Genomic DNA, 16,336 nt, shown 5'->3' on the forward strand with positions numbered 1-16,336 from the left:
GTGTCCGTAATCAATAAAAATAGTGTAAGCATTTGTTCCTGATGCTCCTGGCGATGCATTTACGAACAAACTCTTACACTATTTTTTATTAATAAATTAAAGTTCCTTATACCCGTTATCCCTTCTTCTGCTCTTTCGCCCAGGCGTCTTTTAGTGTGACCGTCCGGTTGAAAACGGGGCGTTCAGTGGTGGAGTCCGCATCGAGAATGAAGTAGCCTTTGCGCATGAACTGAAAATTGGTCTGCGCACCCGAACGGGCCGCTTCGACCAGGGCTGGTTCAACAAACGCGCGGACCACTTCCAGCGATTTGGGATTCAGCAGTTCCTTGAACTCCCGCTCGTCGGCGGCCGGGTTCTCGACGGAGAAGAGCCGGTCGTACAAACGAACGTCGGCTTCGACCGCGTGAGGCACCGATACCCAGTGAATCGTACCTTTCACGTTGATACCCGAGGTGTCGGAACCGCTCCGGCTTTCGGGAATATACGAACAGCGCAATTCGATAATCTCGCCCGCGTTGTCTTTGACAACTTCATCGCATTTAATAATATAGGCCCCTTTCAGGCGGACCATACCTCCTGGATACAGCCGGAAGAACTTCTTCGGCGGGTTTTCCATAAAATCGTCCCGCTCGATGTACACTTCCCGGCTGAACGGCACATTACGCTCACCTGCTGCCGGGTCTTCGGGGTTGTTTTCGATCGACATGATCTCCTCACGGCCCGGCTCGTAATTGGTGATCACGAGTTTAAGGGGCTTTTCGTCGAGAACAGCCATGACCCGGTGCGTCGTTTTATTCAATTCTTCGCGAACACAAAACTCCAGCAAACCCACATCGATGAGGTTATCGCGTTTGGCGATGCCAATCCGCTCGGCAAATTCACGCAGGCTGGCTGGTGTGTAACCGCGCCGACGAAGGCCTGCAATGGTTGGCATCCGGGGATCGTCCCAACCATTCACATGACCTTCTTCTACCAGCAGTTTGAGTTTACGTTTGCTCATGACCGTATAGGTCAGGTTGAGTCGCGCAAATTCGATCTGACGGGATGGGAAAAGTTCGAGTTTATCAATAAACCACTCGTAAAGCGGGCGGTGTACTTCAAACTCCAGTGTACAAAGCGAGTGCGTGATGTGCTCGATAGCGTCTGACTGGCCGTGGGCGAAATCGTACATCGGGTAGATACACCAGGCATCGCCCGTACGGTGGTGGTGCGCGTGTTTGATGCGGTAGATGATCGGGTCGCGCAATTGCATATTTGGCGATGCCATATCGACTTTAGCCCGCAGAACTTTGGCCCCATCCGGATAGTCGCCCGCTTTCATGCGCCGGAACAAATCCAGGTTTTCGTCTACGGAGCGGTCGCGGTACTGACTAGGTCGGCCGGCCTCGGTAGGTGTACCTTTCTGAGCAGCTATTTCTTCGGCTGTGGAGTCGTCTACATAGGCTAATCCTTTCTGAATCAGTGTTTCGGCGAACTGATAGATCTGGTCGAAGTAATCAGAAGCATAAAACTCATTTTCCCACTCAAAGCCAAGCCAGCGCACGTCATTCTTGATGGAATCGACGTATTCGGTGTCTTCGGTAACGGGATTGGTATCGTCGAAGCGGAGGTTTGTCTGCCCGCCGTATTTATCGGCCAGACCAAAGTTCAGGCAAATGGACTTGGCATGGCCAATGTGCAGATAACCGTTCGGCTCGGGAGGAAAGCGCGTATGAATACGGCCCCCATTTTTGCCGGTGGCCAGATCATCTTCAACAATTTGTTCAATAAAATTCAATGAACCCCCGGCATGGCTGGGTTCGTCAGCGTCTCTGGTTACTTCGGACATGTCGCTAAATCGCTACTGGTAAAGGGCCGAAATTACGGCCTTTGAGCGGGTTTGACAAACATGATACCGAGTTGTTCTGAAATGAAAGACGATAGGTAGTTCTAAGCAGGTAGTATCCCGAATCGCCGTGAAAGACCGGGCTTGATTAAAAATATAAATTCTTCCTAGGGCCAGACAACTTCCGTGAATTTTAAGAACTGACTGAACATCAGGGGCATGGCTCTAGTTAATTCTTAAGCGCTGACTTTAGGAATATTACTTAAGTAAGCAAAGTTCTTTAATTAATTTATTATTAATCGCGAACAAAAGGGCAATCAGAACGAGTTGTTGGATAGTACACACTGTTGACTATCCCTTGTCGCGGTGTACCAATGCCACTTGTTGCTTTATGAAGAATTGTTGGTTTATCCTCTTTATTGCGCTGATGAGCGCATATTCGGGGACGGTTTTCGCGCAAAAAACAACCGATTCGTTAGCCAGACAGGCCTACCTCCCCGATTGTATTCAATATGCCCTCGGGCATCAGCCTATTGTTCGCCAATCCGTCATTGATCAGGAAATTGCTGAACGAACGGTACAAAGTTCGTTGTCAGCCTGGTATCCGCAGATAGGAGCGGGGTACAATATTTTGCACTACCTCAAATTGCCCGTCACCCTCATTCCTGATGCTACTACCGGCGAACGCCGACCGGTTGCGCTGGGGGCGCAGAACACCTCGACGGCCTCGTTTTCGCTAACGCAAAGTATTTTCAGCCGCGATCTGCTGCTGGCCAGCCGTACGGCTGATACGTACCGTGCCCAGGCGACTCAAACGACGGTTCGTAACAAGATCGATGTTGTCGTCAATGTTAGCAAAGCGTTCTATGATGTCATTCTGACGCAGCGTCAGGTAGAGATTTTAAGTGAGGACATCGTCCGTCTCCAGCGGAGCTTGCAGGATGCTACCAACCAGTACCAAGGGGGCATTGTGGATAAGACAGATCCCCAGCGGGCACGGATCGCTCTGAATAACTCCCGCGCCCAGCAGAAGCAATACCGCGATCTGGTGGGTGCCAAGGTGCAGACGCTTAAACAACTCATGGGTTATCCGCCCAATATGAACCTGAATCTAACGTACGATACGCTTCAACTGGCCAACGAAGTCATAATGGATACGACCCTGCTGGCAAACCCACAGAATCGGATCGAGTATCAATTGTTGCAATCACAGGGGCGGCTGCTGGAAGCCAACGTTCGGTATAACCGATGGGCGTATTTACCAACGGTGAGCGCCAATGCAAACTATAACTTACTGTTTCAGAACAATTTCTTTGGTCAGCTATACAATCAGACATTTCCGAACTCATTGATTGGTCTCTCGGTAGCGTTGCCCATTTTTCAGGGAGGGCGACGGATTCAGCAGACAAAGATTGCCGAGTTACAGGTGCAACGGCTCAACTGGGACCTGGCCGCGCTGACCAGTGCCGTCGATGCCGAGTATGCCCAGGCATTGGCCAATTACAAGGGCAACCTGGCTAATTACCTGGCCCTGCGCGAAAATCAGCTCCTGGCCGAAGATGTCTATCGCATTATCAATCTTCAGTACCGATCGGGTATAAAAACATACCTGGACGTTACCATTGCTGAAGCCGACTTGCGTACGGCACGACTGAATGTATTCAACGCCCTGTATCAGGTGTTGATCAGTAAGCTGGATGTTCAACAGGCTCTGGGCGCTATTCAATTCTAATTTTTTGACCTACTTCGGCACCGCCCGGCTTTGCCAGCATGACGAACGTTTTCTGGAACTATGAAACAGTCTATAAATCTATCTATTATAAGCTCTGTCATCGCTTTTTCGCTTGCCGCTTGTGGTGGTAAGAAAGATGACCAGCAACAGGCTCCACCACCCCCTACGGCCGTTTCGGCCATAAAGGCAGAAAAAGGTAACGCCACGTATTATGACGAATTCCCGGCCACCATCACCGCTTTGGTTGAAGTCGAAATTCAGCCACAGGTGGCCGGTAATATCACGGGTATATTTTTTCAGGATGGCCAGCAGGTTCGTAAAGGGCAGAAACTTTACACCATTGACCCTCAGCAGTACCGCGCAAGTTACGATCAGGCGGTGGCTAACCTGAACGTGCAGAAAGCGAACCTCAATCGAGCTCAGAAAGACGCCGATCGGTACAATACGCTGGCTCAGCAGGATGCCGTTGCCAAACAACTGGTCGATAATGCCAATGCATCGCTGGAAGCAACCCGCATGCAGGTAGAAGCCGCACAGGCCACGATTCGGCAGGTGGGTACTAACCTGAAGTATACCACCATCTATGCCCCGCTGGACGGCACCATCGGTATCTCGCAGGTGCGGCTCGGTGCCGCTGTCGCGCCGGGCTCAACGCCCCTTAACACAATCTCGTCCGACAACCCGATTTCCGCCGATTTACAGGTAGATGCTTCAGAGATTCCACGGTTTCAGAAGCTGCAAAACCAGACCAGCGTTGGTCGTGATTCAACCCTTGTGTTGACGATGCCCAATGGACGCAACTACAAATACCCCGGTTCTGTACGCATTATTGACCGCGCTGTAGATCCGCAGACAGGCACACTTCGGGTGCGGATCGCTTTCCCGAATCCGGATAAGGAATTGAAGGTGGGTATAAACGCCAATGTGCGGGTGAAAAATAGTACGGGGCAGCCTCAATTGCTCATTCCTTACCAGTCAGTTATTGAGCAGATGAGCGAATACTTCGTGTTTGTGGTGGGCGATAGCAGCAAAGTGACCCAGAAGAAAGTGACATTAGGCGCTCGCATTAACGATAAGGTAATTGTGAAGGAAGGCCTCAAAGAAGGTGAAACGGTGGTGACCGAAGGAACGCAGAAAGTTCGTGAAGGCGCAAAAGTGAGGGTAACTAATAGTAAGTAATAGGGGCGAGGAGTGAGGAGTGTGGAGCCTTCCGGCTGTGAGAAAAGAGAACATTAGTACATTCAGCTACTGTTTCCGGATGGCTCTTCACTCCTCGCTCCTCGCTCCTAACTCCTAAAAAAAATATGTTCGCAGAAATATTCATTAACCGACCCGTTACGGCTATTGTATCGTCCATTGTCATTGTGATACTGGGTGTGCTGGCCTTACTTAGCCTGCCGGTCAGCCAGTATCCCGATATTACGCCCCCCGTTGTTCAGGTTACGGGTACCTATACCGGTGCGGATGCCCAAACGGTGGAGCAAACGGTGGCGACTCCCATTGAAACCCAGGTGAACGGTACACCGGGAATGGACTACGTACAGACCAACGCCACCAACGACGGCCGCATGAGCATGAACGTAACCTTTAAAGTGGGGACCGACGTGAACATTGCCGCCCTCGACGTTCAAAACCGGGTAGGTATCGCGCAGCCGCAGTTACCGCAGGAGGTTACCCGGCTCGGCGTAGTGGTTCGGAAACGAAACCCGTCGCTTTTCATGCTGGTTGCCATGTATTCGCCGAAGGGTACGCACAACGTTTCGTTCCTGGACAACTACACCAATATATACATTCGGGACGCCCTGTTACGGGTGCCGGGTGTGGGTGATATTTTCAGCCGGGCCGATGACTTTAGTATGCGAATCTGGCTCAAGCCCGACCGGCTAGCGCAGCTGAATCTAACTCCGGATGAGGTGGTAGCCGCGTTGCAGGAGCAGAACCTGCAGGTGGCGGGTGGTTCGGTAGGGGCATCTCCTCAACCCGCTTCACAGGCGTTTGAGTACTCGGTCTTTACCAACAGCCGACTCAGCAAGGAAGAAGATTTTCGAAAAATTATTGTTCGAAGCGATCCGGCAAAAGGGTCGCTGGTGTATCTGAACGACGTAGCACGGGTGCAGTTGGGTAAGTTCTCCTATGCCAGTAACTCGTTTGTCGACGGCAAGCGGGCGTCGTATCTGCTGGTGTATCAGTTGCCGGGTAGTAACGCGCTGGAAACGGCCAAAGGCGTTTATGCGGCCATGGATAAACTGAAAGAGACGTTTCCGAAAGACATCGAATACGTGGTGCCATTTGAATCGGTTTCTGTAATTCAGGTGTCGATTGGCGAAGTGGTCGAAACACTGCTCGAAGCGCTGGTGCTGGTTATTCTGGTCGTATTCCTGTTCCTGCAAAGCTGGCGGGCTACGCTGATTACGTTGCTGGCCATCCCGGTATCCATCGTCGGCACCTTTGCTTTATTCGTTCCACTTGGTTTTACGATCAATACGCTTACGCTCTTTGCGTTCGTACTGGCCATTGGTATTGTGGTCGATGATGCCATTGTGGTGGTGGAAGCCGTGCAGGTAAACATCGACAAAGGCATGTCGCCGAAGGATGCTACGAAAGAGGCTATGCGTGAAATATCGGCTCCGGTAATTGCCATCGCACTGATTCTGGCGGCTGTGTTTGTGCCGGTGGGTTTTATTCCCGGCATCGTCGGACGATTGTATCAGCAGTTTGCTATTACCATCGCCGTTTCGGTATTGATCTCCGCTTTTGTCGCCTTGTCGCTGACGCCGGCTTTGTGTACGTTGCTGCTGAAACCCATGCACATCGACGAAAACGCGAAGGGGTTGAACAAGTTTTTTTACAAGTTTAACCAATGGTTTGAGCGGGTCACAAATGCCTATTCCAACGGGGTACAGCGGCTTATTAAAGCCACTCCGCTGGTCATTGTGGGGCTGGTTGTCGTGTATGTCGGGACGGGGTTATTATTCCGGGCCAAGCCAACGGGTTTTATCCCGACGGAAGATGAAGGCCGGTTGATCGTGACCTACGAAATCCCCGAAGCTGCTTCCACCACGCGAAGCCTTGAGGTACTTAACCGGATCATGACGATTCTGAAAAAGCAGCCTTATGTCAATCACTTTGCGGCTTTGGGTGGTCTGAACGCCATCACCTTTGCGTCCAAGTCGAACAGCGGTACAGTATTTATGCAGCTAAAGCCCTGGGAGGAACGTAAAGAGCGGAACATGCAGGCCGATTCGCTGGTGGTTAAGCTGCAGAAGGAACTGTCCGTTCTGAACGATGCCCGCCCGCAGGTGCTTCAGCCACCCGCTATTCCGGGTCTGGGTCAATCGTCCGGGTTTACCTTCGAAATTCAGCAGCGTGAATCCAACGACGATGTTCGGGCCTTTGACAACGTTGTGCAGAACTTTCTGGCGGAGGCCAACAAACGCCCCGAAATATCCCGTGCGTTTACCTACTTCACGGCTAAATCACCTGCTTACCGGGTCGACGTTGACCGGGACAAGTGTAAAAAACTGGGTATACCGGTCAGTTCGGTGTACACCACCATGCAGACGCTGCTGGGTAGCCAGTACGTCAACGACTTCATTATTTATGGCCGGAAATTTCGGGTTGTGGCGCAGGCTGATACCATGTACCGGGCCGACATAAAGGCCCTCAATAATTATTACGTCCGGAATAGTGGCGGACAACTGGTGCCGATCAGTACGGTGATCAAAACGAGTGTAATCGAAAATGCACCGTTGATTTCGCACTTTAACCTGTTCCGGTCGGTCGAAGTAAACGGTGGCGCCAAGCCAGGGTACAGTACCAGTCAGGCCAACGATGCCCTGCGCGAAGTGGCGGCTAAAGTGCTTCCCGCCGGTTACGCTTACGATTTTGGCGGGCTAAGCCGCGAGGAGATCAACGCAGGTAGCAGCTCGATTTATATTTTCATGCTATCCGTTGGTTTCGTTTTCCTTTTTCTGGCGGCTTTATATGAAAGCTGGTCGGTGCCGTTCTCGGTACTCCTCTCCGTTCCGATTGGGGCGCTGGGTGCCATTACCGCCCTGATCATCTTCCCCTATCTGACAAACAACGTTTACGCCCAGATTGGTCTGATTACCCTTATCGGGCTGGCGGCTAAAAACGCCATTTTGATCGTGGAATTTGCCAAAGAACGGGTGGATAAAGGGGAGGACTTACTCGAATCAACCATCGAAGCGGTTCGACTGCGTCTGCGCCCGATTCTAATGACGTCGCTGGCGTTCATTTTGGGTGTGTTTCCGCTGGCGATAGCGAGTGGAGCGGGTGGGGTTGCCCGTGCTACCATTGGCCGGACCGTACTAGGTGGTATGCTTGCCGCTACCTCGCTGGCCATTTTCGTCGTGCCGGTCTTATACGTTGGTATTACACGCCTGGCCTATGGTAAAAAGGGGTTGGCCGCGTTAAAAGAGAAAGGCGAACAAGCAAAACGGGATGAGAATCAGAATGGAACGACTGAGCTAACACCACAACCTGTTTCATCCAATGGACATTCCGGCGACAAAGTTCGTCACTGATCTGGTTAACAGTTTGCCAAGTAAAAAGGCCATTCCAAGCAGGAGTGGCCTTTTTACTTGATAGTCTTGTCGCTGTATCCATCTGTTTTTAAGAACGATTCCCTACATTTAGCAGGAGCAAAACAGGCTATTATGTTAGATCAGGTTATCACGGCGCGGTCTGCGTCTATTGGCAATGGGTTCGATGTCAGGCGGATTTTGCCGTATCGGCTGCAACGAATGTTAGGCCCGTTTATATTCATGGACCATGCCGGGCCGGTTAGCAAAACACCTGCCGAGCTGGTCAAGATGGATGTATTACCGCACCCGCATATTGGCCTCTCGACGGTGAGCTACCTCTTCGACGGGCAGGTGACTCACCGCGATAGTCTGGGCGTACAACAGATTATTCGACCCGGCGAAGTGAACTGGATGACGGCCGGCCGGGGTATTGCCCATTCCGAACGCTTTGAAGATCCGGCCCTGCTGGCCGCCAACGCCTTCGAAATGGTACAAACCTGGGTAGCGCTGCCCGAAGCCGTCGAAGAAAAAGCGCCTACCTTTACAAATTACCAACCCGACGCGCTCCCGATTTTTACAGACACCGGTGTCTGGATGCGGCTGATTGCCGGTGATGCTTATGGTCTCAAAAACGGCGTCGCAACCGATTCTCCACTTTTTTATGCGCACGTAATCTTGCAGCCCGGCGCTCGTTTTGGTCCGCCAACGGGTTTCCCGGAACGCGGGGCTTATGTGGCGAAGGGCAGCGTAGAGGTCAACGGGCATACGTATGGCGTAGGGCAGTTGCTGGTTTTCAACAAGGGCGTCGACCCGGTGGTAATTGCCAGAGAAACCAGTACGCTGATGCTGTTGGGGGGCGAACCGCTGGGCGAACGCTTCATCTGGTGGAATTTCGTTTCATCGAGTCGGGAGCGTATCGAGCAGGCCAAAGCCGACTGGCAGGCCGGGCGTATTCCGCTGCCCCCGAACGACAATACGGAGTTCGTGCCGCTGCCACCCGACGATAAATCGCGTCCGGCAAGTTCGAATCCGCAGCCACAGGCGCTTTCCTGACCCTCGCTTTAATCATCCATGTTATCGGTGGGTGGCAAGGCCAGGTCGCCGATTGGCAGACCGAGCCAATTGGCCAGCACTTCGACGATGATGCCGTGGTCTTCGCGCATGGGAACCCCCGAAATGGTTATGGCACCAACACAGGCGGAACCACGAAGCCGGATCGGGAAGCCACCCCCCGCAGCTGCGTTGTCGCGTAACGGAAGTCCTGCCTGATCGGTAAGCGTAGTCTGCTTTTTCTTTAACGACAGTCGCACCGCGTACGAACTGCGGTGAAAGCGTTCGACGACGTTCCGTTTCCGCCGAATCCAGTCGATGTTATCGGGTGTGGTGCCGGGCATGGCGTAGAAAAACAAGGGATGGCCGAAGAATTGAATCTCGATGGCTACAGCCTTGCCACGGGCTTCTACGGCTTCTTTCAGACGCATACCCAGTTGCCAGGCAGTATCGGCGTTGAAGGTGTCGAATTGGAGCTGCTCTTCCTGTAGCGCCAGCAGCGTTAAGTCGGTATCGATATATGAATTCATGGGGCAAACATACGCAAAAGCTATAGCCCACCAGCCAACCAACTGGTATACTGCCCCGGAACGCTACTTTTACATTTCCTTTACATTGTTTTACAGCGGGTTGACAACTGATACTTTCCTGTGCCTGTACATTTGCTTCATGACTAAACAAGCAACTATCATGAAAAAGGTAATGCAATTTGTACTGGTTTGCGCTGGCTGCTGCCTCGGCACGGTGAGTATGGCGCAGGAAAAATTTTCCAATTGTTCAGCCGCTTTTGTAGGCAGCAAACTGATTGTCGATCGGTATAGTCCGACCGGTCAATGTCGGCTATCAACCAAAACCAAAGGAAATCTATGCGTTTCTACCGTCGCTCTCACAGCCACGAACACGAAAGCCCTGAACAAGATCGATTTTAAACTGGCTATCCGGGATAAGGACACCAAAACGGTACATTTATTTTCGGAAAAGACATTCCGGCAGATTCCCGTGCAAAACGTCCTGAGCCGCTGCCAAAAAGGGGACCGGATTTTGCTGTTGACAACAGATAAACGGTATTCGTTGCCTCATAATGAAATTCTGGTGCAGTAAGGTATTAAATTACAGTCGCTTAATAAATAAGAGCCATGTTCTATCCAGGTTTTATACTCGTTTGCCTGTTGGCTGCGGTATCGTTTTCGGGAAATAAAGAAGTAGCCCCAACCGTTTACTCCGATGCCGTTACTGTAAACGGACATCCCATAAATTATAATGCCATCCCCCTGCATAGCAAAGGAGTTCTGGCTTTTGCTGAAGGTAACCCACAGTCGCCGGAACATAAGCCGATGCCATTTCGGGTTACCCTGCGTCGGGCGGGTACTGCTGTTCAGCAATGGCCCGCTAAAGGTAAGGAGGGTGTTTATTCGGTTCCGCTGGAGGAGATATGGCCGGTTGCCCGACCTGGCGACGAATTGCTCGTGGAGCCGGTTGGCACCGACATAAAACAGGAAGCCTACAGTCGGGGAAAACGGGTTATCCAGCTGATAGCGGTTAACTGGTTGTTGGTAAATAATTGTTAATCAATATGCAAAAGAATTCGGGTTTCGGTACAGGTTTACGGGTATTAATCGTATCCAGTTCCCTGCTGTTTACAGGGCTGCTATTCTTCCGGTTCGTGGGGGTGAACTCCCCCACGGATAGCCCGTACTCGCCCGAGAAAGTCAATCTGGCCCTCCGCCGAACAGCGCATCACCTGCTGCGGGCGGCTGGCGATTCTACATCCCGAATTCCGGTGGTAGAGCAAACGAATCCGCAAACGTTTCGTATTCAGCTGGGACGAAATTTTGACTATGAGCAATTGCCTGGTATTCTTCAGGCGTCTTTCCGGCTTCATAAAGTAACCCGTCCGTACGATGTTGCCGTGCTGGATTGCGCCAAAGGAGAGTTGCAGCTGGGTTATTCGGTCCACGAACTGATAGACGGTCGATCAATACCCTGCAGTGGACGGTCCATCAGTGCGGGTTGTTATCAGTTGCAGGTTACGTTCGAGGAGCTGGCATCGCCCGTTCAACGGGTACCGCTTTGGCCAATTTTGGGCCTTGGCGGGGTGTTGGTTGGTTTGCTGTTTGTCGGCTGGAGTCGGAACAGGCGTTCGGATGAGCTAATCAGAGAATCCCTGCCGCTGGCTCCTAATTCGTCGTTGCTTTTGTTTGGTAGTTCCGCGCTGGATGTGGCTAACCTCACACTTTCCATCGGTACGCAACAGCAGAAGCTTACATATCGCGAGGCTAAGTTGTTGCGGCTGTTGGCCAGTCATCCCAATCAGGTACTCGAACGTGACCAGATTTTGAAACTGGTTTGGGAAGACGAGGGAATCTTCGTGGGCCGGAGCGTCGACGTGTTCATTTCCCGCTTACGAAAGCTGTTGCAGGCTGATACGACCCTCAGGATTGCCTCTGTCCACGGGGTTGGCTATCGGCTGGAGATCCAGGAAATTCACTAACATGGGTTCATCCCATTTTTTGAGGGGTTCAGCCCATTTTTGACCACCTGACTAATTACCCACCTACTTTTGGTGGGTAATCAGGTAAGGCAATGCGGGACATCCAGCTTATAAGGCGCTACGAACTATATTTGGTACTCACCTTCGTTTTCATTTACGTCATCAGGCGGTTAATATGGGATATTGATCACCTAAACGTTCTGATCGAGGTGGTGCAGTTGAACGGTGTTCTTGCGGCTGATGTCTGGCGAAGTCTGGCCAACTACGACCACACCGTCAACAACAATGTGCCGCTGATTGTTGGTGCCTGCCTGATGCTGGTAGCCTGGTATGTGTTTCACAATCTGGCTGTTCCGCTCCTCAGCGACCTTTTGGATGATAAAAAAGGCTGGCTGTATATTGGACTGTCAATCGTACTGATGCTGGCCGGCGTTTTCACCTATCATTATCTGAAGTTGTACGTCCGTTACCGAATGGACGAGGTTGGAAAGCCAATTGGCTTACACGTGTTTTCGCTGTACCGTAAACGGACGGTGTTGGCCGATACCATTGGCTTTGGGATACTGATTGGTTCGTACGAATTCTGGTTTCAGTGTTACGGGTACCTATCCGCCCGGATCAGGCAGGAGTCCGAAGCGCACTTCCGAATTGTAAGTCTATTACTGGGAAGTGGTATTTGTATATTCGCCTTAATACTCGCTTTGTTTGGGCACCTGCCGCCAACCTTATACTATGGTGATTGGCGTATTGTGCTGCTGGTGATGGGCATAGGTGTACAGGTTTGGTTTCTTCAGGGGTATTTTTACTCGTATGTCCTGCCACTGTTAAAAAGCTCCCCGGCTTCCGGGGTACTGCGAGCCGGCCGAATCGCGACGTACATGCTCGTCATCATGCCATTTCTAAAGACTTCGTCAACATCGGAGGTCCTGCTGGCTAGTCGTATAGCCACTTTTCTGCTGATGGTTATTGTAACCAGCTTAGTTGTATGGGGCGCTTGTACAGGATTTCATTATACTAGTCGCACTCCGTTTCTGCTAATGTGCCTGGTGTTAACCCTCTCTGTTTCCATTGCGTTTATCCGGCAGTCGTTACAAAAAGAGAACACAGAACTACAGACGAAGGTATCCGCTACATCGGCGGAACTGGCCAATCTGCGGGCTCAGATCAATCCACACTTTCTGTTCAATGCCCTCAATAGCCTGTATGCGACGGCGCTTAAGGAGAATAGCGAAAAAACGGCTGACGGCATTCAGAAGCTGGGCGATATGATGCGGTTTATGTTACAGGAGAACAACCACGACCAGATTCCCCTCGACAAAGAAATTGAATATCTCCGTAATTACATCCAGATTCAGCGACTGCGCATCGACGAGACGCAGGGCATCGACATTCGAGTCAACATTCAGGAGCCGAACCGCGCTGTTTATATCGCACCCATGATGCTGACGCCCTTCGTGGAAAATGCTTTCAAGCATGGCATCAGCCTCCGATACCCGTCCTGGATTTATATTACACTGACGATGGACGATTCCCGATTGTATTTTAAAGTACATAATTCCCGGCAAGCCAAAGCTACAAACGACCCCGAAGAAACGCAGTCTGGTGTAGGTTTGGACAACGTTCGGAAACGACTTGAATTGATCTATCCCCAAAAGTATGAACTGTCCATTCAACGATCGGAGCAGGATTATTTTGTGTCGCTGACGCTGGTTTATGTGTAACACTGTATCGACAGCCCGGCAACCGTCCTGGTCGGCATTACATATCTGCTACCTTTATCAATCATTAACCGTTACTACATGACCCTCACTGCCATCGCCATCGACGATGAACCGCATGCTCTGGAAGTAATAAAGCTCCATGCGGCTAAAGTTGCGTTTCTGGATTTAAAGGCATGTTTCACCGATGCCTTCGAGGCTATAGCCTGGTTGCAGTTAAACCGGGTCGATCTGCTGTTTCTCGATATAAAGATGCCGGATATTTCAGGTATGGATGTTGTCAAATGCCTCCCCAAACTACCCATGGTTGTGTTCACGACCGCTTATGCTGACTTTGCCGTAGAGGGTTTTGAGCTGGATGCTGTCGATTATTTACTGAAGCCGTTCTCGTTTGTTCGTTTTCTAAAAGCCGCAACCAAGGCGCTCGATATGCATACCTTGCGCTCAGATAAAGGACAGGAATACATCTTCGTTAAGACGGGGTATGAGGAAGAGAAGGTCATGCTCGATGACCTTCTGTACATTGAAGCCGAAGGGAACTACCTCATCTTTGTCCTGAAAAATCGGAAGCTGCTAAGTCGCCAGACAATGACCGACTTACTGCAACTCCTACCCGCCAACCGGTTCATTCGGGTACATCGGTCGTACTGTATTGCGGTGGATAAAATTGAGAAAATAGCCCGGCAGGAGATTACTATAGCCGGTCAAGTGATACCCATTGGCGCGTCGTACGAAGAGTCCATAGCCGACATTCGGGCCCGATTGAAATAAGGGCTAAGGATTGGGTAAATACTGCGTTATTTACGGTATGAAAGCCATACTCTGCCGCTCCTTCGGCTTGCCCGACACACTAACCTTCGAAGACGTTCCCTCACTCTCGCCAGGGCCGGGCGAGGTGCTGACCCAGGTGAAAGCCTGTAGCCTGAACTTCCCGGATACGCTCACCATCCGAAACATGTACCAGTTCAAACCCCCGCTGCCTTTTTCGCCGGGGAGCGAATCGTCGGGTATCGTGAAAGCAGTAGGAGCAGGTATCACCCACCTAAAACCCGGCGACCATGTGTTTACTTTCGGCTCCCACGGCGGACTGGCCGAAGAGCGGATTTCAGATGCGAGAGCGACCATTCCGATACCCGAAGGAATGGATTTTATAACGGGCGCGTCGACTCTGTATGCGTATGGAACGTCCTATTATGCGTTGAAAGACCGGGGGCAGCTTCAACCCGGCGAAACCTTGCTGGTGCTCGGCGCTGCCGGTGGCGTTGGACTGGCCGCTGTTGAACTGGGAAAACTCATGGGGGCTACGGTCATTGCGGCTGCTTCAACCGACGAAAAGCTGGCCGTTTGCCGGGAGTAAGGAGCGACGCATTTAATCAACTATACCACCGAAGATGTACGGGAGCGGATTAAAGACATCACGCAGGGCAAGGGTGTCGATGTCGTGTATGACCCCGTCGGCGATAAATGGGCGGAACCCGCTATCCGATCACTGGCGTGGAAAGGGAGATACCTGGTCGTTGGTTTTGCCGGGGGCGAAATCCCGAAGATTCCCCTCAACCTGGCCCTGCTCAAAGGCAGTTCGCTGGTGGGTGTGTTCTGGGGCGCGTTTACCCAGAAAGAAGCAAAACCGAGTATGAAGAACATGCAGGAAATTGCTGGCTGGGCTATGGAAGGTAAAATTGCACCGCATGTGGCCAGCCTATATACGCTCGCTGAAGCCCCGCAAGCCCTCAAAGACATGATGGAACGCCGGATTATTGGAAAAGCGGTTGTTGTACTTTAGAGGCCATTTTCTGCTGCAGCCATTATGAAGAGGAGACTTCCTGCTTTTTCTGTACATCCGGCTATTTCCAGCAGGTGGCTGCTTTATCTCTTCTTGATGGGCTGCCCCATCGTTGGATCAGGACAAGGGTTTCAAGGGCTTCGGCTGTTAGGTATTCCACTGGATACGCTGCTTAAAACCAAAACCCCACGGGTAGACCGGGCTTACATTATGACCTACTACCGGCAGCTCCACCTGTTTATGGTGAGCGATCGGCAGGATTACACGATGCGGGTGGTGGGTAGTCCCTATTCACTAACCTACAAACCGAATCTGGCTTATACACTAGGACTCGGAGTCGACTACAAATGGCTGGGAACGGAAATAACGGTCAAGCTGCCGTTCTTTGGGTACAATATAGACCGAAGGGGCAAAACGAAACCGTTCGGGGTAACGATCAACGTTAATAATCGACGGTTCTGGTTTTCTACCCAGTATCAGTTTTATCGGGGTTTCTACATCAATAATCCAGATGTTTTGCAGGCAAACTGGTTCGACCATACCACGGCTTATCCGTATCGAAATGATTTGCGCAGCCAGACCGTCATGAGTCACGCGCTCTATCAATTCAATCCACAACGCCTTTCGGTGCCTGCCACATTGCTTCAGAAGGAGGAACAACGTAAAAATGCCCGCTCCTGGAACATCGGCGGGTCATTATCCTATCAGTACATTCGCGCTGATTCATCATTGATCCCTTCTGTTATAGCCGCCGATTTCCGACCTGAATCCCGCTTGATGAGTCTGCAATCAGTGTCGTTGGGAATCGATCTGGGTTACACCCAGACACTTGTATTTAGGAAGCACTACTTCGTCAGTTTTACAATCCGTCCGGGTATAGCGTTGCTGTTTCAACAGAATCGCACGGCTTCGGCTGAGTCGGAGAGGCATTGGCAGGCGGGATGGGAGGGAACCGCATCGGCAACAATTGGGTACAGTTCCAGCGTATTTTATGGTGGACTGTATGGGTCAACAACGATGGTCAATCGTACCCTCTCGCCCGGATTAATAAATACCACGGCCAGCTATGCACGAATCGTTTTTGGCAAACGGCTACGGTATCGGCCCAAAGGAATCATAAAGCAGGTGCCAGGGCTAAACTGATGATTATACGGGAATTACAGATGATTTTTTAAATTTACAGTTCGTTG

The 16,336-nt window shown here is 51.3% G+C and carries 12 protein-coding genes and 1 pseudogene; 11 read left to right on the forward strand and 2 right to left on the reverse strand.

Translation table 11 applies throughout. The features are described from left to right. Positions 1-115: 115 nt before the first annotated feature. Positions 116-1,828 (reverse strand): glutamine--tRNA ligase/YqeY domain fusion protein, encoded by a 1,713-nt coding sequence (locus ACYVJM_RS00550; RefSeq protein WP_461146255.1) that lies wholly within the window; start codon positions 1,826-1,828, stop codon positions 116-118. A gap of 388 nt (positions 1,829-2,216) precedes the next feature. On the opposite strand from ACYVJM_RS00550, the gene ACYVJM_RS00555 reads away from it, so the two are divergent. From ACYVJM_RS00555 to ACYVJM_RS00570, 4 genes are all read left to right on the forward strand, one after another. Next, positions 2,217-3,557, forward strand: a complete 1,341-nt coding sequence (locus ACYVJM_RS00555) for a TolC family protein (protein ID WP_461146256.1) — start codon at positions 2,217-2,219, stop codon at positions 3,555-3,557. A gap of 60 nt (positions 3,558-3,617) precedes the next feature. Continuing rightward, positions 3,618-4,736 carry an efflux RND transporter periplasmic adaptor subunit gene (locus tag ACYVJM_RS00560; RefSeq protein WP_461146257.1) on the forward strand — a complete coding sequence of 373 codons (1,119 nt, stop codon included), beginning with the start codon at positions 3,618-3,620 and terminating at the stop codon, positions 4,734-4,736. 125 nt (positions 4,737-4,861) lie between these two features. Further along, a complete protein-coding gene (locus ACYVJM_RS00565; protein WP_461146258.1) occupies positions 4,862-8,104 on the forward strand; it encodes an efflux RND transporter permease subunit in 3,243 nt (1,080 codons plus the stop codon). A 132-nt stretch (positions 8,105-8,236) separates the two neighbouring features. Beyond that, positions 8,237-9,157: a pirin family protein gene (locus ACYVJM_RS00570; RefSeq protein WP_461146259.1), complete on the forward strand. Its 921-nt coding sequence runs from the start codon at positions 8,237-8,239 to the stop codon at positions 9,155-9,157. An 8-nt stretch (positions 9,158-9,165) separates the two neighbouring features. Here ACYVJM_RS00570 and ACYVJM_RS00575 read toward each other — a convergent pair whose 3' ends face one another. Beyond that, positions 9,166-9,684 (reverse strand): heme-degrading domain-containing protein, encoded by a 519-nt coding sequence (locus tag ACYVJM_RS00575; protein WP_461146260.1) that lies wholly within the window; start codon positions 9,682-9,684, stop codon positions 9,166-9,168. Positions 9,685-9,844: 160 nt separating this feature from the next. Between ACYVJM_RS00575 and ACYVJM_RS00580 the strand changes: the two genes are divergently transcribed. The 7 genes and pseudogenes from ACYVJM_RS00580 (at position 9,845) to ACYVJM_RS00610 (ending at position 16,289) form a co-directional block, all read left to right on the forward strand. Further along, positions 9,845-10,255, forward strand: a complete 411-nt coding sequence (locus ACYVJM_RS00580) for a hypothetical protein (protein ID WP_461146261.1) — start codon at positions 9,845-9,847, stop codon at positions 10,253-10,255. Between the two features lie 35 nt (positions 10,256-10,290). Further along, complete coding sequence (locus ACYVJM_RS00585) at positions 10,291-10,722, forward strand: hypothetical protein (RefSeq protein ID WP_461146262.1); 432 nt, start codon at positions 10,291-10,293, stop codon at positions 10,720-10,722. A 5-nt stretch (positions 10,723-10,727) separates the two neighbouring features. Then, on the forward strand, positions 10,728-11,645 hold the full coding sequence (locus tag ACYVJM_RS00590) for a winged helix-turn-helix domain-containing protein (RefSeq protein ID WP_461146263.1): 918 nt from the start codon (positions 10,728-10,730) through the stop codon (positions 11,643-11,645). A 131-nt stretch (positions 11,646-11,776) separates the two neighbouring features. Continuing rightward, positions 11,777-13,366, forward strand: coding sequence for a sensor histidine kinase (locus tag ACYVJM_RS00595; protein ID WP_461146264.1), 1,590 nt, complete (start codon positions 11,777-11,779; stop codon positions 13,364-13,366). Positions 13,367-13,444: 78 nt separating this feature from the next. Then, positions 13,445-14,134, forward strand: a complete 690-nt coding sequence (locus ACYVJM_RS00600) for a LytR/AlgR family response regulator transcription factor (RefSeq protein ID WP_461146265.1) — start codon at positions 13,445-13,447, stop codon at positions 14,132-14,134. Between the two features lie 37 nt (positions 14,135-14,171). Continuing rightward, positions 14,172-15,146, forward strand: a pseudogene (locus tag ACYVJM_RS00605) (NADPH:quinone oxidoreductase family protein). A 24-nt stretch (positions 15,147-15,170) separates the two neighbouring features. Next, positions 15,171-16,289, forward strand: coding sequence for a DUF4421 family protein (locus ACYVJM_RS00610; protein ID WP_461146266.1), 1,119 nt, complete (start codon positions 15,171-15,173; stop codon positions 16,287-16,289). Positions 16,290-16,336 lie beyond the last annotated feature (47 nt).

The organism is Spirosoma pulveris, assembly GCF_054781875.1.

What these genes read in the sequence shown, in the direction of transcription:
- ACYVJM_RS00600 (WP_461146265.1), top strand. Translation starts at nt 13,445, where the DNA reads ATGACCCTCACTGCCATCGCCATCGACGATGAACCGCATGCTCTGGAA.
- ACYVJM_RS00585 (WP_461146262.1), top strand. Translation starts at nt 10,291, where the DNA reads ATGTTCTATCCAGGTTTTATACTCGTTTGCCTGTTGGCTGCGGTATCG.
- ACYVJM_RS00550 (WP_461146255.1), bottom strand. Translation starts at nt 1,828, where the DNA reads ATGTCCGAAGTAACCAGAGACGCTGACGAACCCAGCCATGCCGGGGGT.
- ACYVJM_RS00570 (WP_461146259.1), top strand. Translation starts at nt 8,237, where the DNA reads ATGTTAGATCAGGTTATCACGGCGCGGTCTGCGTCTATTGGCAATGGG.
- ACYVJM_RS00580 (WP_461146261.1), top strand. Translation starts at nt 9,845, where the DNA reads ATGAAAAAGGTAATGCAATTTGTACTGGTTTGCGCTGGCTGCTGCCTC.
- ACYVJM_RS00590 (WP_461146263.1), top strand. Translation starts at nt 10,728, where the DNA reads ATGCAAAAGAATTCGGGTTTCGGTACAGGTTTACGGGTATTAATCGTA.
- ACYVJM_RS00565 (WP_461146258.1), top strand. Translation starts at nt 4,862, where the DNA reads ATGTTCGCAGAAATATTCATTAACCGACCCGTTACGGCTATTGTATCG.
- ACYVJM_RS00575 (WP_461146260.1), bottom strand. Translation starts at nt 9,684, where the DNA reads ATGAATTCATATATCGATACCGACTTAACGCTGCTGGCGCTACAGGAA.
- ACYVJM_RS00560 (WP_461146257.1), top strand. Translation starts at nt 3,618, where the DNA reads ATGAAACAGTCTATAAATCTATCTATTATAAGCTCTGTCATCGCTTTT.
- ACYVJM_RS00610 (WP_461146266.1), top strand. Translation starts at nt 15,171, where the DNA reads ATGAAGAGGAGACTTCCTGCTTTTTCTGTACATCCGGCTATTTCCAGC.
- ACYVJM_RS00555 (WP_461146256.1), top strand. Translation starts at nt 2,217, where the DNA reads ATGAAGAATTGTTGGTTTATCCTCTTTATTGCGCTGATGAGCGCATAT.